Here is a 26,537-nt window from a genome sequence, read left to right as displayed (position 1 = left end):
CTCCAGTCCTCCGGTCTCTCAACCGGCTGCCTTTACAGGATCAGCCCATATCATCCCTAAGTGCATCTATGATATTTTCTTTTCGTATCTTCTCTGTTGCGTACAGCATAGTGATAAATATCACCAGGAAAACGCCAAGTATACTGATGGCCAGGCTGCTCCATGGAAATATAAATGCGATCTTCGTACCTCCCCCCATAACCATTCCCTTATAAATGATCCAGGAGAAGATGGCAGAGATGGGCAGTCCGAACAACAGGGTCCGCAGCCCATAAAGAACGCACTCAAAACGCATCATCTTATTGAAATCCCGGTCCGACATACCCACAGAGCGGAGCATGGCAAACTCACGTCTCCGCAGTTTGATGTTAGTGGAAATGGTGTTGAACACATTGGCCACCGCGATCAGCGAGATCATGGTGATAAAGACAACCGCAAACAGATTCACGATGAAAAGTATATTGCGGGTTTGATCCAAAAGGCCGTAGATATTTTGCAGCGTGTAGTCCGAGGTGATCCCTGTCCCATCTAATATGTCCTGCATCTGTGCTGTGGACTGTGCCGGAACATCCGATAAAAAGGTAAGGCCTTTGCCTCTGACATCCACCAAAAGATTGGGTGGTACAAGCTTGTCTTTAAGAGACCAGGGTGCCATGATCTGAAAAAAGTATGGCTGCTGCTCATAGCTGCCCGAAAAGGACGGGGTGTCCGGAGGTACGGTTTCCACACAGGTAATTCTTACATTTTGTCCCCATTCCATAATTGGCTTCCCATTTGCTTTCGGAATGACAGTGACCTCCTCGGTAGGATTCCTGAACAGATCAGCAAGCTGGCTCACATCTTCAGCCTCTCCGCTGTTATCCTCCATTTTAGCAACAGCGATCAGCTTCACCTCTTCCCCCATGCCGGTATCCTTCATGGTATATTCACCTAACGACAGACCCAGATCCTGCGCAATTTTCAGAAAGGTGTTGTCGTCAAGAAACTGAATTTCAGCGGACAGATTCTCTGTCCCCTCCTGCAGCACTCCATTCGCAGACTTCCGGTAATCCTCTGAGAGTTCTTCCGTGGAAACCGCGCAGGTGTACTTCATAACAGACTGATAGGAGCTTCCCGTAACATCTTTGGCTGTTTTCAGCTTCTCGAAAATCTCCAGCATTTCCCCGTCATCCATATTCTTGGCATCAAGGCCGATATCAAAGTCAGTGACCACCTTTGCCTGTTCTGATGCCTGTTTCAAGTCTGTAACAAAAGAGCTGGATGCCACAAACAGAAGCACGCTCAGAGTCAGAGATAAGATAATACTGCGGTACCGCCTCTTATTTCTCTTGAAATTTTTTGATGCCAGGATTCCCTCCAGGCCGTAGAAACGCCGTGTGAATTTTCCTGTCTTTACGTGTTTGGCGTCCACCTTGATCTCATTGGTCTGGCGGATACACTCCATCACAGGTGTTCTTGCCGCCTTCTTTGCCGGAATATAGGCTGAGATCAGAATGGTTATCATACTGATCACCCCAGCCGCCAAAAGCGCGGGAACCGACACCTTCAAAGTCAGTGGTACATTGGCATAAAGTACGTTGGCAAAGTTCTTTGCCACAAGAGCAAGTACCAGCTTGATACCCGGAATACCGATCAGAATGCCCATTGGAATACCGATCGCGCCGATACAGATCCCTTCAAACAGCACAGAATTTCTAAGCTGCTTTTCCGTAGCGCCGACTGACATTAAAATACCAAACTGATGTGTACGTTCATTTAATGAGATATGAAAGGAATTATAGATCAAAAATACAGACCCCAGCATAACCAGGGCAGCCATTATGATACCAATGGAATAAAGTATTGTATTGAACAGCTTATCGTCTGAAATCCCCATAAAACGCAGTACATCATCATTCAGCACATAAGCATGGCCTTCCCCCACGCTCTTGGCGTAAGAACGGACCTGTCCCGGTTTCTCCATGGTAACAAACGCGCTGAAACGTCCTGCTGTCTCTGCCTCATCTGCCATAGTTATCAGCGTGTATCCCGGTGCAGCGTACTCCTCAAAAGACGGCCTTTGGCAGATCCCCACAACCGTATAGGTTTTCTCTGCCGTGGAAACCAGCATTTCCTCACCTGCCCGGTAAGGATCGTGCTGGCTGAGTCTCTCATCCCCGGCCTGGCGGGCTCCCACCGAAAGGGTAAGCGTATCGCCAACCGAAATCTGAACGCCGCCGTTTGCCGCAACATGGGCCGGGACAAGTATTTCGCTGCCGTTCTCCGGCATCCTGCCTGACAAAATGCTGATTGGAAGCATATCAAAAGTTTCCCGGTCAAACCCGGAGATAAATAAATACGGTTTATCAGGATTTTCTCCGCCCTCAAGCACCGCATAGCCTATATTCTCCGCGGACGTCACGCCTGCGGCTCTGCTGTCAGCAGTCTGTTCCTGTACAAAAACGGAATCCACATCCGGAAACATAATGTGCCAGTCCCCGTATTTTACCACTGCCCCGTTTATCATATAATTCTGCAGAGACACGGCAAAGGCAGCCACCGCTGTGATCAGGGCGGCTGACAGGGCAACCCCGATAATAGTTACAAGGGTCCTGGTCCGGTTCTTTTTTAGTCCCTGCAGGGCTACTTTATGAAAAATGTTCATTACCGTGCCACCTGCCTCTCATCCCGCACCACTTTTCCGTCAGATATCCCAATGATACGGTTAGCCTGCAGGGCAATATTTTCATCATGGGTCACAAGGAGCAGGGTCTGCCCATATTTTTGATTACTTTCTTTCAGCAGTTTGATGATCTCGTGTCCATTACGGCTGTCCAGGCTGCCTGTAGGCTCATCGGCAAGCATGACCTGGGGTGCGTTCATCAGGGCGCGCCCAATGGCTACACGCTGCTGCTGGCCTCCTGAAAGCTGGTTTGGCAAATGCGTCCTGCGTTCCTGCAGCCCAAGCAGGTTCAGCAGGTCATTGAGCCGCTCCTTGTTGACTTTGCGCTTATCCATCAGGATAGGCAGCGTTATATTTTCCACCACATTCAAAGTAGGGATGAGATTGTGAAACTGATAGATCAGCCCCACCTGCCGCCTGCGGAAAACAGCAAGCTTTTCATTGCTTTGGGAATACACATCCTGCCCGTTCAGATACACCTTCCCGTCTGTGGGCACATCCACACCGGCAATGGCATGGAGCAAAGTAGATTTGCCGGAACCGGAAGAACCGATGATCGCAGTAAATTCCCCCTTCTCAATAGTCAGTGAAACATGATCGAGCGCAGTGACCTGATTCTCCCCCCTGCCATAGACCTTACATAGATCATCAACTTTTAAAAACTCCATTCTATGAGCCTCCTTTTCTTGTACTTCACTCATATCATAGAACTTACCGATTACATTCCGGTGACTTTTAAGTGAGAGATTCGTCACTTTTGGGTGAATACAGTTGAATAAGACCCTGGTGCATGTACTGCCTCAGAGCCTTATATCCTGTAATATTCTTTTCTTCTATGTCAGAGGGTACAATGCTTTCTCAAAGTCCTTCACATAATATTTTATATTTGTTCTGCCCTTCTGCCCAATGCTGTGGCCTTCTGCCTCCAGTTTTTCCTTTTGAGCCTCCACTCCGCCGGGATATTTGGGATTCAGCTCCCCGCTGGCCTTCAGTGTGCGCCAGTAAGGCGTAATATCCTCAGTCCTCTGGTAACTGGCCCAGGCTGCTATAGATACAAAGATACCGGCTGTGATGGGGTCTGTAAAGTCCGCATGGCCGATTTCGGCAAAATAGCTGCGGATTTCCCCCACTGTGGTCAGCCGTCCCTTTGGGATACGCTTCATAACCTCATCATAATGCAGCGGCGGGGCAAAATACATCCTGCTTCCCCCATACTTTTGTATTGTCTTCTCGTCCGTCACGGTCTGTACCTTAGGCATACCTGTGTCTTTATGCAGCATGGCGTTAAAATCCTTTTTATCTTCATTTGCCATATAGGACACCTCCTTTATGCTTTAAGGATATCCGCTTACAGTTAATTATGCAATGAGACTGTTTTATTTTTTTACTGTTTTTCACAAACCCTGTACCGCAGGATTGTTTTCATTTTTTCCGGTGACGTGCGGCTCATATCTTTTAAGTAGATTTCCCTGTGCGTGTGTCCCTTTCTCTCCAGTTGGTTTTCCTTCAGAAATCGGTCCATTTTTTCAAAAGATTCCGGCTCGTCATCAAACAGCCCCGTGTGAAGTATCTGCACACACAGTCCCTCCTCACACGTACGGAAAGTGATCTCATCCAACAGAGGATTCGGTTTTTTCTTCTTCACTTCCCCAAGAGCTTCCCGATACCTTTCCTCTGTAATACAGTCCGGCTGACGTATCATAACCGTATAGATCAACCGCGCCTTATCCTCCAGCACATGGGCTTCAGCCCCCGCTTCGTCATCCATATCCCAAACACCTTCCAGGGGATACACTGCGAATTCTTCCATCTCATCCTGCCCTGCCCCTTTATGTTCCGCCTTATACCGCATCTTTATACTATAGGCAAGAGCATAAAGCGCGCCAACCCGCTCAGAAAACGCATCCTGATTCGGATCCCCTTTTCCGCTTATCATAATAAACTTCTGTTTTGGAACCTCCACAACCACCGCCTTCCCCCGGGGACTGTACAATTCCTTCTCCTGCTTTCTCCAATCATACTTCATATCTTTTCCTCCATACTATTTCTATATACACTCAACGGTCCGCAGCTTTTCATATCTGCTCTAGCCCTACCATAAGTATAACACCCAAACACGACACCTGTATGTCATCTTTAAAACAGTATCCATTATGAAATACTTTTATACTAAAACAATCCCCAAACACCTCAAAGCCTCAGTCAAATAACAAACACTAAAAAAGCGCCACTGTATCCCACCATACAACAGCGCTTCCTCTTTCATCTTATTTTTCCCTTCCCCACGCATTCCCGGCCGCCGCTCCTTCCGTCCCCCCTTCCTAATTCCGAAGCCGAAACGTCTTATCCGCCACCCGATAAACCGCAACACAAGCCCCCACACAATAAACCACACAAAAAAACGTCACCACCGACCCAAACACCAGCGTACTCATCCGCAGATTCATGAACGCAAAGCACACAATATAAGTCACCCAGGTAACAATCTTATACGTCCCCCCGACCACCTCTGTTCCCGCATTATACGGCTGCAGCAGATAATAGCAAGTCAGATAATGCACCGAAAAAAACGCGCTCAAAGCCAGAACTGACACAAAAAGCAGCAGATAATTTAGGGGATTATCCGTCCCGCCGGAGAAATACAAAAGCACCGGAAGCCCCACTCCAATCACTCCCGCAGGCAGCAGATTTACCTTGATGATCTCCCGAAGCCTGATCCTAAACAACTTTAAAATAAACTCCGGCCTCTTATAAAAAGAATAGGTGAGCATACTGTGGTCACAATTCATAAACAATGCCTGTGTAAAACTTGTCCCCCGGTTGATCATATACATGATAAACACAAAATACGGCAGGAACACCATGAGCATCCTGTTTATCTGCCTTCTGACATCCTCATTGATCCGGACCAGAAACAGTATTCCCACAAAAAGGAACAGACAGATCATAGCCTGCCTTTTCACGGATCTCCACAGGATCTTCTGATGTCTCCGCACAAAAAGCTCATTAAAAAATTCAAAGCCCTTCTTATCACTTGTAATTCCCCTATCCTGGCTGATCAGCTTTCGGTTCTGCTCCTCAACGGCTGCTTTTGCGGTCTGTTTGAAATCCATTCCGCTTCTGAATTTAGCTAGAAGCTGCTGGTACAATTCCCTGTAACCATCAAATTTCGCCATATAAACCGCTGCCGCAAAAGCTCCGGCCAGAGATAAGAGCATAACTGCAGCCATAAACCACAGCGGCAGGATAATCCCCAAATACGGCAGTCCATAGGCAGCCGCCAGGAATACTGCTGTCAACCCCCAGGTCAGTCTGCCCGGTAAATTTTCATCCTTGCTTTCCCCGCTCTTTTTAAAATCAGCAAGATAATTCCAGGCTATCAGCATTTTGACAGATACAATAAAAAACGGAAACAGCAGACAACACCAAAGAGGAATATTTCTTCCCACTCCCAGCAGGATAAGAAACGGCATAAACCCCAGAATGCATTTCCCCATATGATACACATAGTTGGTGAGTGTATAAGACCTGGCGTCCATACGCATCAAAAGCATGGCATAATACTTGTCATTGCTGGGGTTAAACATATAAGTATTCATATAAGCACCGATTATAGTGAGAAAGAACAAAATATGTACAAACAGCGTCCCGTTCCCCAGGTTCTCATAATTCGCCCCTATCCCAAATACCAGAATCAGAAGATATAAAAACTTTCCTAAAAATGTACTGATTAGTTCCCACAGCACAGCCAGGATATTCGCTGATATCTTCAGCCCTCTGCTTTTATACAGGCTTTCCGGCAGAAGTTTTTTCACAAGAGGAATCTGTTTTATGGAATAAAGGATCGTATTCACCCGATATGTATTTTTCAGCGAAAAAGAAATACGAAATGTCCTAATCATTCTCCTCCTCCTTCAGTGCCCGTATGATCTTGTCCTTAAACTCCCCGCTGTCCAGATTGGACTGGTCCACCACCTCCAGCTCCCCGTGGTTGAGAATTACGATCTCATCACACAAATCCAGGGCCAGCTCCATAATATGGGTGGAAAAAATAATGATCCTGTCCTGCTTTAACGAGCGCAGAAGCTGTTTCATCTCCTCTGCCACCACCACATCCAGGGAGGTCAGCGGTTCATCCAAAAGAAGAAGCCTGGGCTGTGCGATTATATTGATCAGCATCTGCATCTTATTTTTCATGCCATGGGAGTAGTCTTTCAGTAGCTTGTCCCTGTCCTCCTCCTCAATATTCATAATGGAAAAATACGCGTCCTCCGATTTTTTATCTGCAATACTGCTTTCATTGATATCAATGAAAAACTTTAAAAATTCCCTTCCTGTCAGGAATTCCGGTACAGTGGGCGTTGACAGCACATACCCGATATCCTCTGCGCTGATCTCTTTTTTCTCCCCATTCTCCAGCAGAAAAAACGCACCTCCGTCTGCCCTTAAATCCCGGTTCAGACAGTTAAAAAGTGTGGTTTTGCCTGCTCCGTTTCTTCCCAGCAATCCATAAATCTTTCCGCTGTCAAATGTAAAAGAAATATCTTTTAGTACCTGCTTTTTCTCGAAAGCTTTTGAAAGGTGTTCTATGACAAAATTCATGCTGCTTCTCCTCTCCGGCTATGTCAATAGGCCTTTAGAAATTATAGACATTTATAATATATTATGTCTATTATAACAGAACCTGCCCATCTGTCACGTGAACATTTTGTTACATTTCCGGACACGCTGAGGGCTGCACTGCTGCTTTCCTTTACAGGAATCTGCAGCGCGGCCCAGCTGTTATCTTATCCTTATGGCATTTGATCGAAAAATTCCTGATACACCCTGCTCTTTTCCAAAGGCATTGGCCTTGCGGGTTCACAACAGCGGCATCTTTTTACCGGTGTGGTCATGGTAACCGTGTCATCCGGAAAATATTCTTCCGAACCGGAGCTGAATACAGACGCCGTGTTTGTAATAACACCGCAGGCTCTTGCGTGGACCATGCCTGCGATGAGTAGCGCCACGGTTTCCCCTTTCTTTATGGTACCAATACGTTCTGACCCCTTCCACTCGGCCCAGGTCCTTCCTCCGTCTATAGAAAACTGTAGATTCCACAGCTCCCTTGGAATATAATCGGCAAGTACCACCCCGTATGCGTCCGCGGAACCACTGTTTTCCAGAAGAATGGTATAAATCAGGTATTCACATGGTACAGCACAGTCCGGATAAGCAGTCTTGGTGATAGATAACTCCGGCATCTGCGCAACCGGCGTTACAAGATTACATGTGTTATTGTCAGGATAAGGGTCTCTTGTACTGCTGCTCACCTCCGCAAAATTGGAGAGCTGTCCCGTTGCATTATGGGGCACAAATCCCCGAAGCAGAAGTCTTACAAACGTACCTGCTGCCAGAAATGCAGCGGTCCATGAGCCGTTCCACGGATACCAGTTTTCCCCGTCATCACTGGAACATTCCAGATTCACCAGCGCTGACGGCATGGCATCTTCCAGTGTAACCTGCAGGGCATCCGACGGTCCCGCATTCTTCACAATGACCTCATAGGTAATAGGCGCTCCCGGTCTGGCAGGGTTTGGCTCTGCACTTTTCTTTACAGACAGGTCGGCAGATGCATCCACGGTTACCTCCGCCTCATCTGAATTATTGTCCGGCTCAGGGTCCGGAGTGTCAGAACTTACAAAAGCTGAGTTGACAAGGCTTCCTGTAAAGGAAGGCTCTGTCCGTCCTCTCAGCAAAACCTCCACCCGTTCTCCCGCATCCAGGGATGTGACGGCATAGGAACCTCCCCAGGGGAGCCAGGTAGTTCCTTTGTCAATAGAATACTCTGCCTCCATCAGATAGGGGGATGCCGTATCCTGGATCACTACATTCTCCGCCCTGCCCGGTCCCTCGTTTCTGGCTGTGATCGTGTAGACCACCCTCTGCCCGGCTATAATACTTTCCGTACCTGCCGTTTTCGTCAATACCAGATCTGCCCCCGGTTCCACAGCAACCTGGACTTTTGATGAATTGTTATCCGGCTCTGGGTCAGGAACAGACGAACTCACATGCGCGGTATTGATCAACGTACCGGTAAATCCTGAAACCACTGTCCCCCGCAGCAGCACAGTCACGCTGCTTCCGGCCAAAAAAACAGGCCAGGTATACGAACCGCTCCAGATATTCCACACATTTCCACCATTCAGGGAAAACTCCATTTCTATGATCTGTTCCGGAACAACATCTGTCAGCGTTACGTTCGCCGCATCGGATGGCCCCTTGTTTTCAATTAGTACGGCATATTGGATTCTCTCCCCTTCATATACCGAAGTCTCCGAAGCTGTTTTTATCACAGTCATATCCGCCCACTGATCAACAGGTATCTCTATGGTATCTTTATTGTTTGACAGATCCGGGTCCGGTGTATCGGACTGTGCCTCTGCGGTATTGAAAAAACTGCCTGTGGCCGATGCCGGAATATCCCCTCTGACATGGAACATTACACTGCCGCCTGCCGGTATATCAAATACACTGGTCTGGCCCTCAAATGTCCTCCAAGTCACTCCCCCGTCATAAGAGATCTCCGGTTTTTCCAGTTCTGCCGGAATATGATCCATCATTTTTGCGTTCAGGGCTTCATCCGGTCCTTTGTTTTCCACCTCTATTTCAAATACGATGGATTCTCCTGCAATTCCTGCAGATGGAACTGCGGTCTTGGCTACTGACAGATCAGCCAAACGGTTCACCGGTGTCACCACTGTGGAGGTATTGTCATCCGGGTTGTCATCCTGGGAAGCTGTTGTGACACGTGCCGTATTCTCCACCTCAGTGGCTGTACTGCTGCTGAAGCTTCCCCGGATAAGGACTGTCCGCTCCTCCCCGGCCTGCATCTCCCCGATCTCCAGACTGCCCGTCCATGGGTTCCATGTCCCCCCATGGTCTGTACTGTACTCCGGCAGAAGGATTTCCGGGGGAATATCATCTGTAAGCTGTACCTCCAGGGCCGGATTTGGCCCCTGATTTCTTACCGTGATCGTGTAGATGATCTGATCTCCCTCATTCAGCAATTCTGGTTCAGCCGTCTTCTCCACAGACAACTCTGCCCTTGACTGGATCCCGATGATATAATCCTCCACCTCTCCGTCAGACGCAGGACCCACACTCCTGGCATCCTGCCCCTGTAACGTCCCTTCCGGCAAGTCATCCGTGGTAAGGCGCAGCCTTAAAAATGTATGCCCCGGCCGAAGCTGTGTGGAGGGTGGAACTGTAAAATCCAGAGAAATGATCTGTGTCTGAGAACTGGAAGGCACAGTCTGATGCACTGCCTCATCCTCCTCAAACAATCCGTTATTGTTAAAGTCTACCCAGCCATACAGATTGGCCAATGCCCCTGTCAGGTTCCTGACAGCCGCGTTCACATGATATGTGTTATCCGTCACAGTCAGGGAGGCCAGAGGAACCGTCAGCGCGTCATCCTGTATCTGCCTCTCCAGATCATCCCCGTCTGCTGCGGCATTCTGGTGTGCTTCCGTCTCCCCTGTTATCTGCAGTCCCAGGGTCAGTCCGTCAATGATCCGATGACGGGGCCCGTCACTTGTAAGCAGGGTATTATAATTCCCGCTGCCGGCTGTCCCTCCGATATCAGGGGCATCTCCAAAATCCACTTCCAGCGCCGCATAAGGGCACATGGTTCCATCCTGGAATGTATTCTGCACCGTCTGTGAAAATCTGGCTGCCTGGGCTCTGTCCTGTTCGATCAGATACCGGTAGATAGTCCCATCCCCACTGGATACCGCATAGAGCACCCCGTTCTGGTCCATGACAGCTGCCCCAAAAACACTGCCTGGGTTAGGCCCTGTAGTATCAAGAGCCGTCACCTGACCGTTTGGGTCTATCCGGTATACGGTCCCGTCATCTGCCACCCCATACAGGACATTTTCCCGGGGATGCCACACCCAGTCTCCAATCTGCAGCGGTTCTGTGAGCACTGTACCGTAGTTGTCCGTCTGTTCGGTATAACCGGAGGCCGGGTCCACCAGTTTTAAATATGTTGAGGAACCCGGCCTTAAATCTACGGTGTAGAATCTCCGCTCCCCTGACATGTACAGATAATAGTACCCGTTCAGATCCAAAGTCCCCACATGATAAAAAGCCGCAGGCAGTCCCTGCGGTCTTGGTGTCAGAACATCAATCGCACCGCTGTCATCCACTCGGACAAGCTGGTTTGCTGTCTGGTCGTATCCATAAATATAATAATCCAGCACATTGCAGCCAATGGCATTCACATCACTGTCAGGAATCAGGCTGCCCCGCAGATCTGCCCTGCCGGTCACCATCTCCACCTCATACCAGCTTGTGGGCCTTCCTGAAAACAAGATCATTTTAGAATCACAGACAAAGGGTCCCTTGGCCGAAGCCCGCCCCCCTGTACCATTATTTCTCTCCGCCATACTCATACCTCCGCATCTGTTTCGATTTTTGCCTCCTATAACATATTCGGAGGGGGAGCGAAATGTTCTTCATTTTTATTTGATTGTGTGATAAGATAATAAGATAGAAATCATCAGACATAGAAAGAGTACATACATATCATGAAAAAATCATTTTTTTACCGGGGACTTTATTACGTGGCAGGACTTCTGCTCCTTGCCCTGGGTATTTCCCTGAACACAAAATCCGGACTGGGGGTTTCTCCCATCATATCTGTCTCCTACAGTATTTCTTCCATCTGGAACCTGAACTTCGGGGACATGACTTTTATCCTCTACGTCATTTTCGTCCTTGTGGAAATGTGTCTTCACACAGTCCGCAGCAAAATATACGGTCACAGAGGCGGCCCGGCCCTTGCCCATGCCAACCGGATCAATCTGAAGCTTGTACTGGTAATGGATGTACTGCAGCTTCCTTTAAGCCTGGTTTTCACTCGCTTTCTCAACCTTTTTTCCAACAGGATCCCTGAATTCCAGACCGCGTATGCAGGCAGTTTCTTCGGCAGTTTTGCCGGAAGGACCCTTATTCTGCTTTTGGCTGTGGTCCTCACCGGAGTCGGGGCAGCCATGTCTCTGAACATGCGTATCATCCCTAATCCGGGGGACGGTATTGTGCAGGCCATCGCGGACTGCGCCGGCTGGAAAGTGGGCTTTACCAAAAACTGCTTTGACCTGCTGAATATCTCCTTCACCCTTGTAATCAGCCTGCTTTTCGCGGGACGTCTGGTAGGGATTGGACTTGGAACTGTCATTGCCGTCATTGGCGTTGGAAGGGTGATCGCGGTCTTTAACCACCTTACCCAGGAAAAAATGCTGTACCTGGCAGGAATGCCAGAAATCTGTACCTAAACAGCCGCGGCTGCGGAACAGGGACCTAACATGTCTTTGTTCTGCAGCCGCAGCCATTTTAAAAATATCCTATTTTAATACCAGCGTACCATGGGCAGTTCATTGTTAATTCCCTTTGAGGCCAATACCTGATGAATGTCAATCACCCCATTGTGAAAGGTTGCCGCACAGGACGCCAGGTACAGTTCCCACATACGGACAAATTTTTCGTCAAACATCTCCCTCACTTCCCGGGCATGTTCTTTAAAATTCCTCTCCCAGCACAAAAGTGTCCTGTTGTAATGATTCCTCAGATTCTCCACATCCATGACATGGAATCCGTCCTCCGCCATACAGGAAACCATTTCCCTGAGACTTGGGACCACACCGCCGGGAAAGATATATTTTTTGATCCACGGGTCACCCGGATGCTCTTTCAGCTCACTGATAAAATGCAGAAGAAGCAGGCCGCCCGGTTTTAGGACATGATTGATACAGTCTATGAACATCTGATAGTTCTCACGCCCCACATGTTCCGCCATACCTACACTCACAACCCTGTCGAACTTCCATTCACTTTTTTTAAGCTCCCTGTAGTCCATAAGCTCCACCCTCAGCAGTTCCTCAAGCCCTTCCTCTGAAATCCGCTTCGTGAACTCCCTGTGCTGCTCCTCACTCAGGGTAATGCCCGTCCCTTTTATTTTATATTTTTTAGCTGCCTCTATCAGCAGGAATCCCCAGCCGCATCCAATGTCCAGCAGGCTCATTCCCTCTTTCAGGTACAGCTTCTGCAAAATATAATCCACTTTATTGACCTGTGCCTGGTACAGTGTATCGTCCTCGTGCAGAAAATACCCACAAGAATAACTCATGGTCTCATCCAGCCAAAGCTTATAGAAATCATTACCGATATCATAGTGGCTCCGCACTTCCTTCTCCTGGTTCTTTTTGGCTGTGGAGGAGAAGATAAGCTTTTTCAGCACCTTCTGGTCCATGGAGAATTTATCCATCTGTCCAAGAAAGTGGTCCAGTGCCTCATACAAATCCCCCTCAATCTCCAGATCATCATTCATGTAGGCTTCCCCCAGGGCCAGGGATGTGCTTGTTACCAGTTCCTTCATGGGGATCATTTTGCGGCAGTTGACTGTAAACATGGGATTCCCCTCCCCAATCAGGTATTCCTTTCCCGAAGCCTTCACTAAAAAAGGATACTCATCGAATTTTTTCAAGAACTGTATCATCATGTTTTCTTCCAGCACTTTTTTGTTCCTCCTTGCAGCGTACACGCGCTGTAACAGGTCAGACAAGCTGAACTGTTACCACTCGCTTACTCTATAAGTGCATTTTTACCATAATTTCCACAATTCATACATTTTAAGGCCGCTCAGTCAATATTTCTCTTTCTCTCTGAAACAAACTGTACCCCCACAGCCAGAATGCCACCTCCCAATATCATTCCTGCCGCCATAGGTAAATTCAGGACTTTTTTATTACACCTTGATCATAGGATTGCCCCTTAACAGTTCTTCGATCAGTCTGTCTCTGTCCCGGACGGCACATATCATTTCCTGCCGTCTTCCTTTTATCTCGATCCTGTCCAGTGATGCCGCTGTGGCGGAAATGGGATTACATGTTCTGCGTATTTCCCTGATTTCAGAAATCTCCATGGAATTTTTCATGATTCCAAAATAAATCGCCATCCGGTCCCCGTCCACCACCACATAATTCCTCACATCCAAAGCTGCCGCTATCTCAGCAGAAACATCATTTGACGCAACCAGCTCATAGGCCATCACAAGATTCCCTGCCAGCAGGATCAGCCGGAACCATACCGCAATTTTCCCTTTAAATTTCATATTGGATCACTTCTCTCATGCATTCCCGTCAATGTGTGTAAAAAAGCGCTTTTCTTATGCAGTGCGATGCAGCATGAAAATTACTTTGTACAAGTAGTGTAAATTTTTGAAAAAAATGCTTGCAATTTGTATTTTCTTATGCTATCATAATTCATGGTCGCTCCGGTAAACGCAAAGGGGCAAAAAGATAAATAAACAGTGACGGCTCCATGGTCAAGCGGTTAAGACACCGCCCTTTCACGGCGGTAACAGGGGTTCAAATCCCCTTGGAGTCACTCAGGCGCCATAGCCAAGTGGTAAGGCAAAGGTCTGCAACACCTCTATCACCAGTTCAAATCTGGTTGGCGCCTCTTTTCTCTATTTATCTTAACGGCTCCATGGTCAAGCGGTTAAGACACCGCCCTTTCACGGCGGTAACAGGGGTTCAAATCCCCTTGGAGTCATTTTTTACTTGCATATTTTTCGATTTGTGGTAATATAATATAGTGTAATACTTCTTCAGAACAAAATAAATAGATATGGCGCCATAGCCAAGTGGTAAGGCAAAGGTCTGCAACACCTCTATCACCAGTTCAAATCTGGTTGGCGCCTCTCGTAAGATCTCAGAGATAAAAAGTCTCTGAGATTTTCCTTTTCTTAATATCCCCCAACCCGCGTTCTAAAAAATGATCAGTACCGGTATCAGGGACATGACACATAGTTGTCGTGTTCCTTTTGTTATGATCAGGATATAAAAAAGGAGGTTTCAAGTATGATCGAATCAAGATGTGGTATCTTATGCAGTGAATGTGCGTACAAAGAGCAGATGGGATGTAAAGGGTGTTTACATATTGACAAGCCATTTTGGGGAGATAACTGCCCGGTGAAAAATAGCTGCGAATCCAAGGAGCACCAGCACTGCGGCCAGTGCGGTGAATTTCCATGTGCCTTACTGAAACAGTTCGCCTACGATGAAAAACAGGGGGATGGCGGAAAACGTATTGAGCAGTGTAAATGCTGGATGCAATGCTCTTAATGCAAAGATAAGTGCAGCCCGGCACAAAACTTTTACACAGGCAGATATATTTTAAATGTACTCCCCTCATTTAATTCACTGACAACCTGGATTTTTTTCCCATGCTTATCCAGAATCATCTTCACAACTGCCAGCCCCAGGCCGGAACCCGGTATGCGCTGGGACCTGGATTTATCTGCACGGTAAATCCGATAGACTGAACCAGCTGGGAGAGCTTCGCGGGGCATCATCTCATCCAGTGTCTCCGGCGTATAATATTTGGGCTCCTTTATCTTTCCTGAAGCATCCTGATTCTGCATATGATCCACCAGATCCTTCTCCAGCTTCAGGATTCCATCGGCATGTGCTTCGGCCTTTTCCTGGCTCTCTCCCACTGCTAAAAGCTGTTCCGCCATTTCCTCTCCCTCCGGTATCTCAATGGCGTTAAGCTGCTTCTGGTTCACCGCAGTATAAAAATCGTCTTTCAAATCCGTACCGAATGCAGCGTAAAACCTGGCGGAAATTATTATTGCATCCTTCATAGCCACCGGTTCCTCCAGGATACTGCTGCCTGCAGCACCTTCTTCCTCTTCCCCGTCAGAAGTACCTGTCAGGTCAGAATCTGCCAGGATACCTCCGTCTGACAGATTCTGCAGATCTTCCTTTGCCCAATCGGGAACCTCCTTCAGATCAGGAGCCGGGGGCGCGATCCTTTTTGCCGAATGCCCTGCTGGCCAGCACAAGCATTTGCAGACGGGTGGCTTTATCAGATTCCTCCATTCCCTCTATGACTGCAGAGCGCTCAGCGGATGCAGCGTACCCTTCCGAAGCTTTCATAAAATAATCTGCAAGCTCTCCCACCTCCGGGCTGACCGCTGCAACGGTGCCTGTGTTCTTTTGGGGAGCTTTTTTCTCTGTATACGGTGCAGCACATCCTGCCAGGGATGCGGTTACCAAAAGTATTGCCATAAATGGGAATCATAATGTTCTTCCGGTCTTCTGCATGAGGATAACAAATACTATGTTAGATTTTTTTTAGTTTTCTGCTCCTAGTGTTACAACAGACCTGAAACCATCATTTTGTCTAATATTCTCCTCATAATTTCCCATATTTGATTAATTGTGCACATAAGGACCATCCCCTATAATGTTAGTATAAACCATCGGATATTCAAAAAGAGAAAGGAGTTTTTACTATGTTATCAAAAAGACAGAATTTATTAGAAACCATCCGCGGAGGCCATCCTGACAGATATGTGAATCAGTATGAAGCTATTGCCCTGCTTTACGGAACACCTTATTCTGTAAGAAATTCCATGCCCGCAAAAGGCGGCCCTAATGTAAAGAATGCATGGGGTGTTACCATTTCCTTTCCGGAAGGCATGCCCGGTCCTTTCCCGGTCCATGATGAAGAACATATTGTATGTAAAGATATCACCCAATGGAGAGATTATGTAAAAGCCCCCAATGTGAAATTCTCCGCTGAGGAGTGGGCACCTTTTGTTGCTGAAGCGGAAAAGATCGACCGTGATGAATATTTTGTTGCTCCCTTTGTGGCTCCCGGTATCTTTGAACAGTGCCATTATCTTCTGGAGATCCAGAACTGCCTGATCCAGTTCTACGAGGAGCCGGATTATATGCATGAGCTGATCGACTACATCACAGACTGGGAACTGGCCTATGCAGAAGAAATCTGCAAATACTTAAAACCGGATGCCCTTTTCCATCACGATGACTGGGGTTCCAGAAACAGCTCCTTCATCTCCCCGCAGATGTTTAAAGAATTCTATGAACCTGCTTACAAAAAAGTGTACGGATATTATAAAGAACACGGCGTTGAAGTTGTGATCCATCACTCTGACTCCTATGCTGCCAATCTGGTTCCTTCCATGATCGAAATGGGTGTGGACATCTGGCAGGGCGTCATGAGCACAAACAACATTCCCGAGCTGGTGGATAAATACGGCGGCCAGATCACATTCATGGGCGGCATTGACAGCGGTGAAGTGGACAGGGAAGACTGGAGCAGAGAGCACATTGCCCAGGAAGTGGCACGTGTCTGCAAAGAATACGGAACAAAATTCTTTATCCCCTGCAATACCATGGGCGGCCCGGAATCTATTTTCCCAGGCGTATACGAAACGATCACTGAAGAAATCGCAAAGGTCAGCGACAAAGTTTTCTGACAGAAACGCATGACCCGGAAGGAGATGGATAAATGCCTGAGAAAAAAGAACGGAACGGTCTGAGCACCTCGCTCAAGCGTTTCTTCGGTGTGGGTGATTTTGGCTTTACACTGATGTCCAATATTGATACCTTTTATGCCACTTACTTTTTTACCAATATTGCTAAATTTTCACTGGGTGCCATCACAGTGATGACGACCATCTCCGCAGTTGTAGATGCCATCCTCTCCTGCCTGTATGGTCCGTTCCTGAACAAGATAAAGCCTAAAAAATGGGGGCGTTACCGCTCCTGGCTCATTCTGACGCCCTGGATGGTTCCTTTCCTGTATGCCATGCAGTTCATAAAAATCGGCAATGGGCTGGCAGCTGCCATCTTCGTAACAGTAGCTATGATCACCAGCCGTATTGCGTGGAATATATCTTTTATAGCCAACATTTCCATGATCAATATTGCGGGGAAGACTCCTGAGGAGAGAATGACACTGTCCTCAACCAGAATGGTATGGACATCCCTGGCCTCTGTGGTGTATTCCTACGCAGGGCCTGCGGCAGTTTCCGTTTTTGCCGCGTGGATGGGGGAGAAAAATTCTTACGCCGCCACGGCTTTCGCATTTTCCGCGTTGATGGCTGCCGGATTTTATGCCCATTTCAATATGTTTAAAGGCTATGAGATGACCGGGGAGGAAGAACTCCGCCAAATGGACCGGCAGACAAAAACCGCCGGAACTGTCAAGGCTGCCCCAAAGGTACGCGCTCTTGATGCCATCCGGTGCAATCCCCATCTGCTGTGGCTGTTTTTGTCCTGTATTACAAAATATATTGTGCTTTTCCTTGTAAACGGACTGGCTATCTATTATTTTACATACATAAGCAAAAACGCCGCCCTGCTGACTACCTTTGTCTTCGCAGCCAATCTGCTGGGCGTTGTTGCCTCTTATGTATCAAAATTCATTGTTGCCAGATTTACCGCAAAAAAGACTGTGGTATGTTCCTACTTTCTGATGGCAGTGATCGCCACAGGTGCTTTCTTTGCCTACAGCCAGACCTGGGTGGTCATGGCCGCCATGTGTGCAGTCATGTTCATACTGGTTCTGACCAATGCCTGTGACCCGGAACTTTTCTCAAACTGTGCTGCCTACAGTGGCAAAAAACTGGGTTATGATGTAACCGGAACGGTTATGGGGCTTTTGACCGTACCCATCAAAATAGGGATCGTGTCGAGAGGCATTCTCATATCCGCCTGTCTGGCACTTGCCCAGTTTAACTCAGATCTGGACCCGTCCATGGCCACCCCGCAGCTTCAGAGAGGCATCAGTATGGGATTTATGATCATTCCCGCTGTTGTGATCCTTATAGGGGCCGTCATACTGGCATTAGGTTATAAATTAGATCAGGAAAGATAAAAACACCACTGGTAAAAAATCCTCTGTTACGATAGAATACTAAATAGGAGAAGATTTTTTGATCCGTCCATCTTCCGGCCGGCCTGCATGGCCTTTGCCGGAAGATGGATGGATCTTGCCGTATTTATCAAAACCCGGAGGGAAATACCATGACTGAGAATCACACCTCACCCGCAGGCCTTCTGCTGAGTATGCAGATCTTGTATGAGAAACTAAAAGAACGTGAAATTCCGGTTTCCCTGCTTCCGGCAGACGAGGAGCCTTGTCTGTCCGGCATACAGTTCTATACAGGACAACAGGATTTATCACGTACATTTCTATATCTTGCAGATTGTAAGACCCTGGCCTCCCATCCCTTTTTGCTGCACCACGGTTTTCTGGCGGTGGTTGGGATACCTGCAAAAGAAAATATCCATGACTCCTGCTGCTGCCTTATCTTTCCGGAAACCATGCCTGTGACGGAAATTTTTAATGCTTTGCAGCAGATTTTTGTCTCCTACTCCCATCTTGAAAGAAAGCTCAATGACATTCTGAACCGGGACGGAAGCCTATATGACATTACAGTGGCCGCACTGGAGCATTTTCACAATCCTGTATTCATTCATGATGAATACTTTCATATACTGGCCTGTCCCCGCCATTTTGAGGGAGCTCTTAATTTTACCTATAACGAACAGACAAAACGGTATATGCAGGATTTGAATACCATTAACTTTTTTAGGACAAGCCCGGCATATAAAAGAACCCTGTCCACCTCAGGAGGGCAGTTCTGGGACAGCGATTTTAACAATGACCGCTGTATCTATGTGAATTTATGGATGAACGGGAATTACAGGGGACGGTTTATTATCTCAGAAATGGAAACACCCGTGACACGGGGGCAGCTCTATGTAGCCTCCTATTTTGCGGAAATCGTCAAATTGGCACTACTGAGACGTAATGATGCGGGGGAAGACGAACGGCATCCTCTGGAAAAGCTGATCATAGATACTATCAGCGGCACTGAGACAGACCGTCTGGATATGAGCCGCAAGCTGGAGCTGCTGGGATGGAAGGAAGCGGACCAATATCTGTGCGGCATTATCTCCTTTGAGAGCACAGATGTGACAAAACTTTCCGTATACAGTATCTGCAACGAAATAGAGGAACGTATTGAGGCATGTCAAGCCTGCTACTATAAGGGGCATATTTACCTGCTGGTCAACACCGGCAAAAGTCAGATCACGCCCCAGGACCTGCGCATGAAAATGTCCTATATTATCCGGGAAGGGCTGCTCCGCATGGGCGTATCTTTTCCCTTCCGGGGTTTTTCCACACTGTCCATCCACCTGAAGCAGGCCCAGATCGCACTCAGCTACAGCCAGATGGAACAGGTGCCTCACTGGTATAATGAGTTTCAGGACTATGTACTGAAGTATTGGCTCCTGGAGGGCACCGGTGATTTTACAAAGGAAAGTATCGCCCCGGATACCCTGCACCAGCTCCGTCATTATGACAGGGAACACGGCACGGAGCTGTACGAGACTTTAAAGACCTACCTCATGAATGAACGGAACAGCACCCTCACTGCCCAGCTCCTCAAGATCAACCGGAGTACCCTGCCCCACCGCCTGAACCGCATCACACAGCTTACAGGGGCAAATCTGGATGATTTTATGACCCGGCTGTACCTGATGATGGGCTGCTATATCCTGGATCATATCTGATGTCACTGTACACAGAATGCCACCTATCTGCAGATATCGAAGATAAATTCTGCCACCTGGTCCATAGCATCATAGGCTGCTTTAAAGGGTGACATCTGGAAAACATGCCACATACCGCTGTAATAGTCCAGCTGTACCTGCACATGGTATTTTCGGAGCCTTTTCTGCAGGTTGAGGGAATCAGAGAGAAGAATCTCATTTTCGCCCACCTGAATATAGGTAGGGGGAAACCCGGTGAAATCCGCAAACAGGGGAGAGATCAACGGATCATGCAGCTCCTGCCCCTCCGTGTAGTCCCGGACAGATTTGTCTATATATTCCTCTGAAAGAATAGGATCAATCTCAGCCTTCAGCTCATGTGATTTTCCGCTCTTTGTAAGGTCCGTCCACGGAGAGAAAAGGATGATCCCCCTTGGAAGGATACGGCCCTGTTCTTTTAATTTCTGCACAAGAGTAAGGGCCAGATTTCCTCCTGCGGAATCCCCTGCCACGATCACATCCCTGGCTCCGTATCCAAAATGCATCAGATAGTCCCATACTTTTACAGCGTCCTCCAAAGCCGCGGGAAAGGGGCATTCCGGTGCAAGGCGGTAATCAAAGCTGAGCACATCCATGGAGGTGGTGCTTGCAAGTTTATTGGTAACACTCCTGGCGTAGCGGAAACTTCCTGTGTTATATCCACCGCCGTGGCAGTAAAGTATCACATATTTTTTCATATGCCTTCGATCTACACTGACCCATTCGGCAGGAATCCCTTCTATATCAAAATTCTCATATTTCATCTCTTTGCTTTTTGAGAAGATACCGCTTAGATTTTCCTGGGATGCCCTCTGTTTTTCCACATCAGGGCTTTCTACAAGTGTATGCATCTTTTTAATGGCCTTCATAAGGCTCTGGCTGCTCTTCAGATTAATTTCCATTGGGTTCTCCTTCTGCTTATAGGGTTTCCTGGCAACATAGTTTCATTCTAACACAGGGCAGCCCAAACGTCCATTCCGGTTTTTTTTCTGTTTATATTGATAATTTCCCCGTATCACCTTATAATAAACGTATGGAGAAAAAAACAAACAAAAACCGTGCTACATGGTACAAATTAGATTTATCTGCAAATGTATATCCCACTCTGCAGCGCAAAAATTTCTCAAGTGTTTATCGGATCACCATGATCATGAGGGAGGAAGTGGACCCCGTTCTTCTGCAGAAGGCTGTGGATTTGGCACTGCCCCGTTTCCCGGTGTTCAAAGTAGCCCTTAGAAAAGGACTGTTCTGGCGATATCTGGAACCCAATGACCGGCCGGGGCCGTTCGTCCAGCCGGACATTGTGAATCCCTGTATGCCTATGTCTTTTAAGGCCAATAACCGGTATATGATTCGGATATACTATTACCATAAGAAAATATCCCTGGAAATGTTTCACTCCCTCTCGGACGGCAACGGGGCCTTGTACCTGCTGCGGACGATCACTGCTGTGTATCTTCGTCTGCAGGGGCATGAGATTCCAAGTTGTGACGGTGTACTGGATATCCACCAGGAGCCGGACCCTGAGGAGCTTGAGGACGCCTACCTGCGCTATGCCTCCTCAAAAGTAAAACCGGCGCGGACCCAGGGCAGTGCCTACCGGGTCAGGGGAACAAAAGAACCTTTTTATACGCTGAATATTATCTGCGGTATCATGCCCGTGAATGAAGTTTTAAAAGTTGCCAGAAACTATAAGGCATCTATTACTGAATATTTAAACGCAGTACTCCTATATTCCCTCCTGGAAAAGCAGAAGGCTGATCATGTATTCCGGGAAAAACCTGTAAAGCTTGCGCTGCCTGTAAACCTGCGCAAGTTCTTTCCTTCCATAACACTGCGGAATTTTATCACTATGGTATATCCCTCCATAGACCCCAGAATGGGAGAATACACATTCGAGGAGATTCTTGTACAGGTGCACCATTATATGCGGTATTATATCAATAACAAGTTCCTCAATGCTGACATTACCACCAATGCCTCCACCCAGCAGAGTCCTTTCATCCGCATTGTGCCGCTGTTCTTAAAAGATTTTGTAGTCAGACAGTTCTATATCCGGGTACAGGACCGTCAGTCCACAGCAGGACTGACAAATCTGGGCATTGTACAGGTTCCGGAGGAGATGAAAGAGTATGTGGAACGCTTTGATGTGCTCATGGGACAGCCGTTTTCCCCAAGAACTAACTGCGCCATTGTCAGTTATGAAAATACCCTGACCATAAATTTTGCCAGCAGTATCGTGGAAGCTGATGTGGAACGCATATTTTTCCGCAAACTGATATCTGACGGAATCCATGTCAAAATAGAGAGCAACCGAGAAACCAAGGATTAAATAAAGTTGGAGGAATCCTTTATGTCATACTGTGTGAACTGCGGGGTGGAACTTGACAAGACTTGTAAAGTCTGCCCCCTGTGCAATACAAAAGTTATCAACCCAAAACAACCGCTGGATACCAGTTCTCCCAAACCCTTTCCTACACTGGAAGGCCACACGGAGACAGTGCCCCGCAGTGACATTACAATCCTCATGACCGTTATACTCGCTGCCACGGCTGTCGTCTGCGGTCTGTTGAATTTGTTCATCTTCCAGTACGGAAGCTGGTCCCTTTATGTGATTGGGATTTGTGTGGTTCTGTGGATTTTTTTCCTGCCACTGTTTTTTCCGGCAGGATTCAATCCCTATGTGAGCCTTTTTCTGGATGGTCTGAGTATTGTCATGTATTTTGGGATCATCGCTTGGCTGCATCCGGGCAATGGATGGTATTTTCATCTGGCGGTTCCCATAATAGGCATAGTCACTATGCTCATTCTCATCTTTGCGTTCTGTCTCAGATACCGGCACCGCTCCATTCTGTCCCTGGCGGCAGTGATCGTGGGGGAGATCGCAGTCCTGACCGTTGGCATTGAATTGCTGATCCACAATTATTATGGGGAGCCTTTGTTCCTGTCCTGGTCTGCTGTAGTGCTCACATGCTCTCTCATCATTGACGGGGCATTGATCACGATCCTGCGAAGAAGCGGGCTTAGAAATGAAGTCAGAAGAAGGATGCATATATAAAAGGAAAAAGCAGCCGCACAGACGATCTCAGATCGTGCGTGCGGCTTAACGTTTTATTTTCCGATCCACCGGATCGTCTGTTCCAAATACATTCTGCGCAATATCCCTTCTGTAAAAAACGCCGCAGGGTGTGATCTGATAGGAGATTGCCCTCTTACATCCCCTCTGAATCCTTCCCCACTTCCCAGACATGATCAATCATTTGATCTGCATAGTCCTGAGCACTGCATGGCTCCTGGCCCAAATCCTCAAAAACCCAGCCTCATACATATCCTCCAGCATCTGCGGCTCCCCACAATGATGTCAGGGGTAGTCTGCTTGCCCCGCATAGCTGTCTGTATCTTTGTGGGATAATCAGCGGGCGCAATGGTCACTGTTTCAAGTCGTCTGCCAGAGTCCATGCAACTAGTTTTTCAGAGTATCCTTATTTCCTGCCGTAGCGGATGCATTATTTTTTGTCTCCTCCGATGTGGTTTTCTCTGTATTTCCTACGCTTCCAGAGCCACACGCGGTCATAGAAAGTGCCATCAGACCAGTCAATGTAATAGCCGCTGCTTTTTTTCAGTTGCATACTTTTCATTCCTCCTGATTTTCATTCCGCACTCTTTACAGTGCTGTTTCCTGTTGAGATGGCTTTATTATATCTCTGGCATTGACGGCAGATAATGGCTTAAATTTTAATATGTGTCATTTTTTTAGGAATCATTGCCTTTAGGAAGCGGGAAGTAAATATCTCTTTAAATTTGTCTGTTTTTCAGAGATTATCTGCTTTACTTAAAGGTTCACTTTCCTTATAATAAAGAAAGATCACTCAAAATATAACGATGAAAAGGAACGCTTACACACTATGAAATCCTACCCTTTACGAAACAAGATCAGAAATCATGTCCTGGTACAGACTTTCATCGCGTTGAAAGGAAACCCCAAATGGTCCATCTGTACAGAGCCGCTTTGGTTCATTCCCTATTCCCTCTTTTCTCCGTATCAGGCACTTTATATGCGGAAGATCGGTCTTTCCAGTCTGGAAATCGGAACTACCCTTTCCCTGGGCTTCCTGCTCCAGGTTTTCTTCGCCTTTATCGGCGGTGCCCTGACTGACAAAATGGGGCGGCGGAAGGCAACTGTGATTTTTGACACCATATCCTGGAGTATCCCCTGTTTTATATGGGCTTTCTCCCAGAATTTCTGGCACTTTCTGATCGCAGCGGCTGTCAACGCTTCCTTTCAGATCACCAATACCTCATGGAACTGTCTGTTTATAGAAGATTGTCCTCCAAAACATATTACCAATGCTTTTACTTTGATACAGATATGCGGTATGCTGTCCGTATTCTTTGCTCCAATCTCCATCTGGCTGCTGAAAATATATGACCTGGTGTCCGTATTTCGTGTGATCTTCTTCCTTTCAGGGATTTCCATGACAGCCAAATTTCTTCTCCTTTACAGATTTGGAGGAGAAACCGAGATTGGCAGACAGCGTATGGAGGAGACTAAGAATATGTCCTATTTTTCCATGTTGACAGGATATAAGGATATCTTCTTTCAGATCATACGTTCATCCAGAATGCGCCTTGTGGTTTACATAATGACATTAACTAATATATTACTGATTGCCACGACCAACTTTTTCTCGCTTTATATAACAGAGAGTCTGTATATCTCCGAAGAACTGGTGGCCGTATTCCCGCTTATAAGGACCATCATCATGATCTTATTCGTGGTGTTCCTGCAGAATTTGTTTCACCGGCTCAGAATCAGAAACTCCATGATCATCGGCTTTTTTATTTATACCGCCAGCCATATACTCCTGATCCTCTGTCCACAGAAAAACCTTCTGCTTGTTATGTTGTACACAATCCTGGAATCCTCGGCTTACGCTATCATCATTCCCCGAAAGGATGCCCTTATGGCTTTATTCGTAGATGAAAAAGAACGTTCCAGAATATATGCTCTTTATAACATGTTGATGATTGCCCTCTCTGTTCCGTTCGGCAGCTTGATCGGATGGTTATATGACCTGAATCCGTCCTATCCTTTCTATTTTAATATCTGTGTTTTTCTTCTGGGACTGGCAATACTCTTCCTCTCCAAAGATTTGAGGCAGGAAAAACATTGATTCATGAAAATGCAAAAAACCACAGTACGCCTGTTTTTTACAGGTATACTGTGGTTTTTACTTTTTTCCAATTTAAAATACTCACGCCCAAAGGCGTTTTCTATATAACAAAAAAATCCTACGAACAATTATGCCCATAGGATATATCTCTCATGTACCTTCAAAACCGCATATACAAAACACAAAAACCTTTTTTCTTACCCGCCGTTCGCACTTTCGTGCTTAGGTCAAGCCCTCGACCGATTAGTAGCAGTCAGCTCCATACATTGCTGCACTTCCACCTCTGCCCTATCCACCTCGTCGTCTTCAAGGGGTCTTACTTCTTTATGAATGGGATATCTCATCTTGAGGGGGGCTTCACGCTTAGATGCCTTCAGCGTTTATCCCTTCCAGGCTTGGCTACTCTGCTATGCACTTGGCAGTGCAACAGATACACCAGCGGCCCGTCCATCCCGGTCCTCTCGTACTAAGGACAGCTCCTCTCAAATATCCTACGCCCACGCCGGATAGGGACCGAACTGTCTCACGACGTTCTGAACCCAGCTCGCGTACCGCTTTAATGGGCGAACAGCCCAACCCTTGGGACCTACTACAGCCCCAGGATGCGATGAGCCGACATCGAGGTGCCAAACCACTCCGTCGATGTGAACTCTTGGGAGTGATAAGCCTGTTATCCCCAGGGTAGCTTTTATCCGTTGAGCGATGGCATTCCCACTTAATACCACCGGATCACTAAGCCCTACTTTCGTACCTGCTCCACCCGTCGGTGTCGCAGTCAAGCTCCCTTCTGCCTTTGCACTCTGCGAATGGTTTCCAACCATTCTGAGGGAACCTTTGGGCGCCTCCGATACTCTTTCGGAGGCGACCGCCCCAGTCAAACTCCCCGCCTGGCATTGTCCCACCGCCGGGTCACGGCGGCTGGTTAGAAGCCCAATACTGCAAGGGTGGTATCCCAACATTGGCTCCGGCACAACTGGCGTCATGCCTTCCCAGCCTCCCACCTATCCTGTACATGCAATACCGGACCCCAGTACCAAACTGGAGTAAAGCTCCATGGGGTCTTTCCGTCCTGGCGCAGGTAACCAGCATCTTCACTGGTACTTCAATTTCACCGGATGCATTGCCGAGACAGCGCTCAAATCATTACGCCTTTCGTGCGGGTCGGAACTTACCCGACAAGGAATTTCGCTACCTTAGGACCGTTATAGTTACGGCCGCCGTTTACTGGGGCTTAAATTC

General features: G+C 47.4%; 21 protein-coding genes, 4 tRNA genes and 1 rRNA gene (1 of these 26 only partly in view). 12 read left to right on the top strand and 14 right to left on the bottom strand.

The genetic code is table 11. The features are described from left to right. Positions 1-40 precede the first annotated feature (40 nt). The 7 genes from A4V09_RS01210 to A4V09_RS01180 form a co-directional block, all read right to left on the bottom strand. Entirely contained in the window at positions 41-2,644 is a 2,604-nt protein-coding gene (locus tag A4V09_RS01210; protein ID WP_065540729.1) for an ABC transporter permease, read from the bottom strand. After that, on the bottom strand, positions 2,644-3,330 hold the full coding sequence (locus tag A4V09_RS01205; protein ID WP_065540728.1) for an ABC transporter ATP-binding protein: 687 nt from the start codon (positions 3,328-3,330) through the stop codon (positions 2,644-2,646). The genes A4V09_RS01210 and A4V09_RS01205 overlap by 1 nt, the downstream gene beginning before the upstream one ends. Before the next feature lie 165 nt (positions 3,331-3,495). After that, complete coding sequence (locus A4V09_RS01200) at positions 3,496-3,975, bottom strand: MGMT family protein (RefSeq protein ID WP_065540727.1); 480 nt, start codon at positions 3,973-3,975, stop codon at positions 3,496-3,498. 71 nt (positions 3,976-4,046) lie between these two features. After that, positions 4,047-4,688, bottom strand: a complete 642-nt coding sequence (locus tag A4V09_RS01195; protein ID WP_065540726.1) for a GyrI-like domain-containing protein — start codon at positions 4,686-4,688, stop codon at positions 4,047-4,049. A 295-nt stretch (positions 4,689-4,983) separates the two neighbouring features. After that, positions 4,984-6,564, bottom strand: a complete 1,581-nt coding sequence (locus A4V09_RS01190; protein WP_065540725.1) for a hypothetical protein — start codon at positions 6,562-6,564, stop codon at positions 4,984-4,986. After that, entirely contained in the window at positions 6,557-7,264 is a 708-nt protein-coding gene (locus A4V09_RS01185; protein ID WP_065540724.1) for an ABC transporter ATP-binding protein, read from the bottom strand. The genes A4V09_RS01190 and A4V09_RS01185 overlap by 8 nt, the downstream gene beginning before the upstream one ends. Before the next feature lie 191 nt (positions 7,265-7,455). Further along, positions 7,456-11,094, bottom strand: coding sequence for a DUF11 domain-containing protein (locus A4V09_RS01180; protein WP_065540723.1), 3,639 nt, complete (start codon positions 11,092-11,094; stop codon positions 7,456-7,458). 141 nt (positions 11,095-11,235) lie between these two features. On the opposite strand from A4V09_RS01180, the gene A4V09_RS01175 reads away from it, so the two are divergent. Next, on the top strand, positions 11,236-11,982 hold the full coding sequence (locus A4V09_RS01175) for a DUF6198 family protein (protein ID WP_065540722.1): 747 nt from the start codon (positions 11,236-11,238) through the stop codon (positions 11,980-11,982). A gap of 74 nt (positions 11,983-12,056) precedes the next feature. Here the strand turns inward: A4V09_RS01175 and A4V09_RS01170 are convergent, their stop codons facing one another. Together A4V09_RS01170 and A4V09_RS01165 are read right to left on the bottom strand one after the other, a co-directional pair. Continuing rightward, a complete protein-coding gene (locus A4V09_RS01170) occupies positions 12,057-13,202 on the bottom strand; it encodes a class I SAM-dependent methyltransferase (RefSeq protein ID WP_456297842.1) in 1,146 nt (381 codons plus the stop codon). 249 nt (positions 13,203-13,451) lie between these two features. Next, positions 13,452-13,817, bottom strand: a complete 366-nt coding sequence (locus tag A4V09_RS01165) for a PH domain-containing protein (RefSeq protein ID WP_065540721.1) — start codon at positions 13,815-13,817, stop codon at positions 13,452-13,454. A 203-nt stretch (positions 13,818-14,020) separates the two neighbouring features. Here A4V09_RS01165 and A4V09_RS01160 point away from each other — a divergent pair. From A4V09_RS01160 to A4V09_RS01140, 5 genes are all read left to right on the top strand, one after another. Continuing rightward, a tRNA-Glu gene (locus A4V09_RS01160) sits at positions 14,021-14,092 on the top strand. Between the two features lie 4 nt (positions 14,093-14,096). Further along, positions 14,097-14,167, top strand: a tRNA-Cys gene (locus A4V09_RS01155). Positions 14,168-14,188: 21 nt separating this feature from the next. Beyond that, positions 14,189-14,260: transfer RNA gene (locus A4V09_RS01150), tRNA-Glu, on the top strand. Positions 14,261-14,337: 77 nt separating this feature from the next. Continuing rightward, positions 14,338-14,408: transfer RNA gene (locus tag A4V09_RS01145), tRNA-Cys, on the top strand. A gap of 160 nt (positions 14,409-14,568) precedes the next feature. Further along, entirely contained in the window at positions 14,569-14,832 is a 264-nt protein-coding gene (locus tag A4V09_RS01140) for a DUF3795 domain-containing protein (RefSeq protein WP_065540720.1), read from the top strand. A 32-nt stretch (positions 14,833-14,864) separates the two neighbouring features. Here A4V09_RS01140 and A4V09_RS01135 read toward each other — a convergent pair whose 3' ends face one another. Both A4V09_RS01135 and A4V09_RS01130 read right to left on the bottom strand, forming a co-directional pair. After that, positions 14,865-15,554, bottom strand: coding sequence for an ATP-binding protein (locus A4V09_RS01135; protein ID WP_065540719.1), 690 nt, complete (start codon positions 15,552-15,554; stop codon positions 14,865-14,867). Continuing rightward, positions 15,502-15,780, bottom strand: coding sequence for a hypothetical protein (locus A4V09_RS01130; RefSeq protein WP_065540718.1), 279 nt, complete (start codon positions 15,778-15,780; stop codon positions 15,502-15,504). Before A4V09_RS01130 ends, A4V09_RS01135 begins: the two co-directional genes overlap by 53 nt. Positions 15,781-16,007: 227 nt before the next feature. Here A4V09_RS01130 and A4V09_RS01125 point away from each other — a divergent pair, with 227 nt between their 5' ends. From A4V09_RS01125 to A4V09_RS01115, 3 genes are all read left to right on the top strand, one after another. Next, entirely contained in the window at positions 16,008-16,997 is a 990-nt protein-coding gene (locus A4V09_RS01125; protein ID WP_065540717.1) for a uroporphyrinogen decarboxylase family protein, read from the top strand. A 32-nt stretch (positions 16,998-17,029) separates the two neighbouring features. Continuing rightward, the gene (locus tag A4V09_RS01120; RefSeq protein WP_065540716.1) at positions 17,030-18,400 is read left to right on the top strand and encodes an MFS transporter; all 1,371 of its coding nucleotides are present in this window, start codon (positions 17,030-17,032) and stop codon (positions 18,398-18,400) included. Positions 18,401-18,549: 149 nt separating this feature from the next. After that, positions 18,550-20,106 carry a PucR family transcriptional regulator gene (locus A4V09_RS01115; RefSeq protein ID WP_065540715.1) on the top strand — a complete coding sequence of 519 codons (1,557 nt, stop codon included), beginning with the start codon at positions 18,550-18,552 and terminating at the stop codon, positions 20,104-20,106. Positions 20,107-20,129: 23 nt separating this feature from the next. On the opposite strand, the gene A4V09_RS01110 is transcribed toward A4V09_RS01115, so the two are convergent. Further along, positions 20,130-21,026 carry an alpha/beta hydrolase gene (locus A4V09_RS01110; RefSeq protein ID WP_065540714.1) on the bottom strand — a complete coding sequence of 299 codons (897 nt, stop codon included), beginning with the start codon at positions 21,024-21,026 and terminating at the stop codon, positions 20,130-20,132. A gap of 131 nt (positions 21,027-21,157) precedes the next feature. Between A4V09_RS01110 and A4V09_RS01105 the strand changes: the two genes are divergently transcribed. Continuing rightward, on the top strand, positions 21,158-22,456 hold the full coding sequence (locus A4V09_RS01105; RefSeq protein ID WP_065540713.1) for an alcohol acetyltransferase: 1,299 nt from the start codon (positions 21,158-21,160) through the stop codon (positions 22,454-22,456). A gap of 21 nt (positions 22,457-22,477) precedes the next feature. Beyond that, entirely contained in the window at positions 22,478-23,182 is a 705-nt protein-coding gene (locus A4V09_RS01100; protein WP_065540712.1) for a DUF6320 domain-containing protein, read from the top strand. Positions 23,183-23,630: 448 nt separating this feature from the next. Here A4V09_RS01100 and A4V09_RS25695 read toward each other — a convergent pair whose 3' ends face one another. Continuing rightward, a complete protein-coding gene (locus A4V09_RS25695) occupies positions 23,631-23,753 on the bottom strand; it encodes a hypothetical protein (protein WP_274537188.1) in 123 nt (40 codons plus the stop codon). 276 nt (positions 23,754-24,029) lie between these two features. Between A4V09_RS25695 and A4V09_RS01095 the strand changes: the two genes are divergently transcribed. Continuing rightward, positions 24,030-25,298 carry an MFS transporter gene (locus tag A4V09_RS01095; RefSeq protein WP_065540711.1) on the top strand — a complete coding sequence of 423 codons (1,269 nt, stop codon included), beginning with the start codon at positions 24,030-24,032 and terminating at the stop codon, positions 25,296-25,298. Between the two features lie 223 nt (positions 25,299-25,521). Here the strand turns inward: A4V09_RS01095 and A4V09_RS01090 are convergent. After that, positions 25,522-26,537, bottom strand: a 23S ribosomal RNA gene (locus tag A4V09_RS01090); it runs 1,868 nt beyond the window's last position.

The sequence above is a fragment of the Blautia pseudococcoides genome, from assembly GCF_001689125.2.
GTDB lineage: Bacteria > Bacillota > Clostridia > Lachnospirales > Lachnospiraceae > Blautia > Blautia pseudococcoides.
This window is presented reverse-complemented; position numbering and strand designations above follow the sequence as displayed.

Bases quoted from the DNA above. Each gene is read 5' to 3' on its own strand.
- A4V09_RS01170 (WP_456297842.1), bottom strand. From the start codon at position 13,202: ATGATACAGTTCTTGAAAAAATTCGATGAGTATCCTTTTTTAGTGAAG.
- A4V09_RS01190 (WP_065540725.1), bottom strand. From the start codon at position 6,564: ATGATTAGGACATTTCGTATTTCTTTTTCGCTGAAAAATACATATCGG.
- A4V09_RS01205 (WP_065540728.1), bottom strand. From the start codon at position 3,330: ATGGAGTTTTTAAAAGTTGATGATCTATGTAAGGTCTATGGCAGGGGG.
- A4V09_RS01110 (WP_065540714.1), bottom strand. From the start codon at position 21,026: ATGGAAATTAATCTGAAGAGCAGCCAGAGCCTTATGAAGGCCATTAAA.
- A4V09_RS01200 (WP_065540727.1), bottom strand. From the start codon at position 3,975: ATGGCAAATGAAGATAAAAAGGATTTTAACGCCATGCTGCATAAAGAC.
- A4V09_RS01130 (WP_065540718.1), bottom strand. From the start codon at position 15,780: ATGGCAATACTTTTGGTAACCGCATCCCTGGCAGGATGTGCTGCACCG.
- A4V09_RS25695 (WP_274537188.1), bottom strand. From the start codon at position 23,753: ATGCAACTGAAAAAAAGCAGCGGCTATTACATTGACTGGTCTGATGGC.
- A4V09_RS01210 (WP_065540729.1), bottom strand. From the start codon at position 2,644: ATGAACATTTTTCATAAAGTAGCCCTGCAGGGACTAAAAAAGAACCGG.
- A4V09_RS01105 (WP_065540713.1), top strand. From the start codon at position 21,158: ATGGAGAAAAAAACAAACAAAAACCGTGCTACATGGTACAAATTAGAT.
- A4V09_RS01095 (WP_065540711.1), top strand. From the start codon at position 24,030: ATGAAATCCTACCCTTTACGAAACAAGATCAGAAATCATGTCCTGGTA.
- A4V09_RS01100 (WP_065540712.1), top strand. From the start codon at position 22,478: ATGTCATACTGTGTGAACTGCGGGGTGGAACTTGACAAGACTTGTAAA.
- A4V09_RS01120 (WP_065540716.1), top strand. From the start codon at position 17,030: ATGCCTGAGAAAAAAGAACGGAACGGTCTGAGCACCTCGCTCAAGCGT.
- A4V09_RS01185 (WP_065540724.1), bottom strand. From the start codon at position 7,264: ATGAATTTTGTCATAGAACACCTTTCAAAAGCTTTCGAGAAAAAGCAG.
- A4V09_RS01180 (WP_065540723.1), bottom strand. From the start codon at position 11,094: ATGGCGGAGAGAAATAATGGTACAGGGGGGCGGGCTTCGGCCAAGGGA.
- A4V09_RS01165 (WP_065540721.1), bottom strand. From the start codon at position 13,817: ATGAAATTTAAAGGGAAAATTGCGGTATGGTTCCGGCTGATCCTGCTG.
- A4V09_RS01195 (WP_065540726.1), bottom strand. From the start codon at position 4,688: ATGAAGTATGATTGGAGAAAGCAGGAGAAGGAATTGTACAGTCCCCGG.
- A4V09_RS01175 (WP_065540722.1), top strand. From the start codon at position 11,236: ATGAAAAAATCATTTTTTTACCGGGGACTTTATTACGTGGCAGGACTT.
- A4V09_RS01125 (WP_065540717.1), top strand. From the start codon at position 16,008: ATGTTATCAAAAAGACAGAATTTATTAGAAACCATCCGCGGAGGCCAT.
- A4V09_RS01140 (WP_065540720.1), top strand. From the start codon at position 14,569: ATGATCGAATCAAGATGTGGTATCTTATGCAGTGAATGTGCGTACAAA.
- A4V09_RS01115 (WP_065540715.1), top strand. From the start codon at position 18,550: ATGACTGAGAATCACACCTCACCCGCAGGCCTTCTGCTGAGTATGCAG.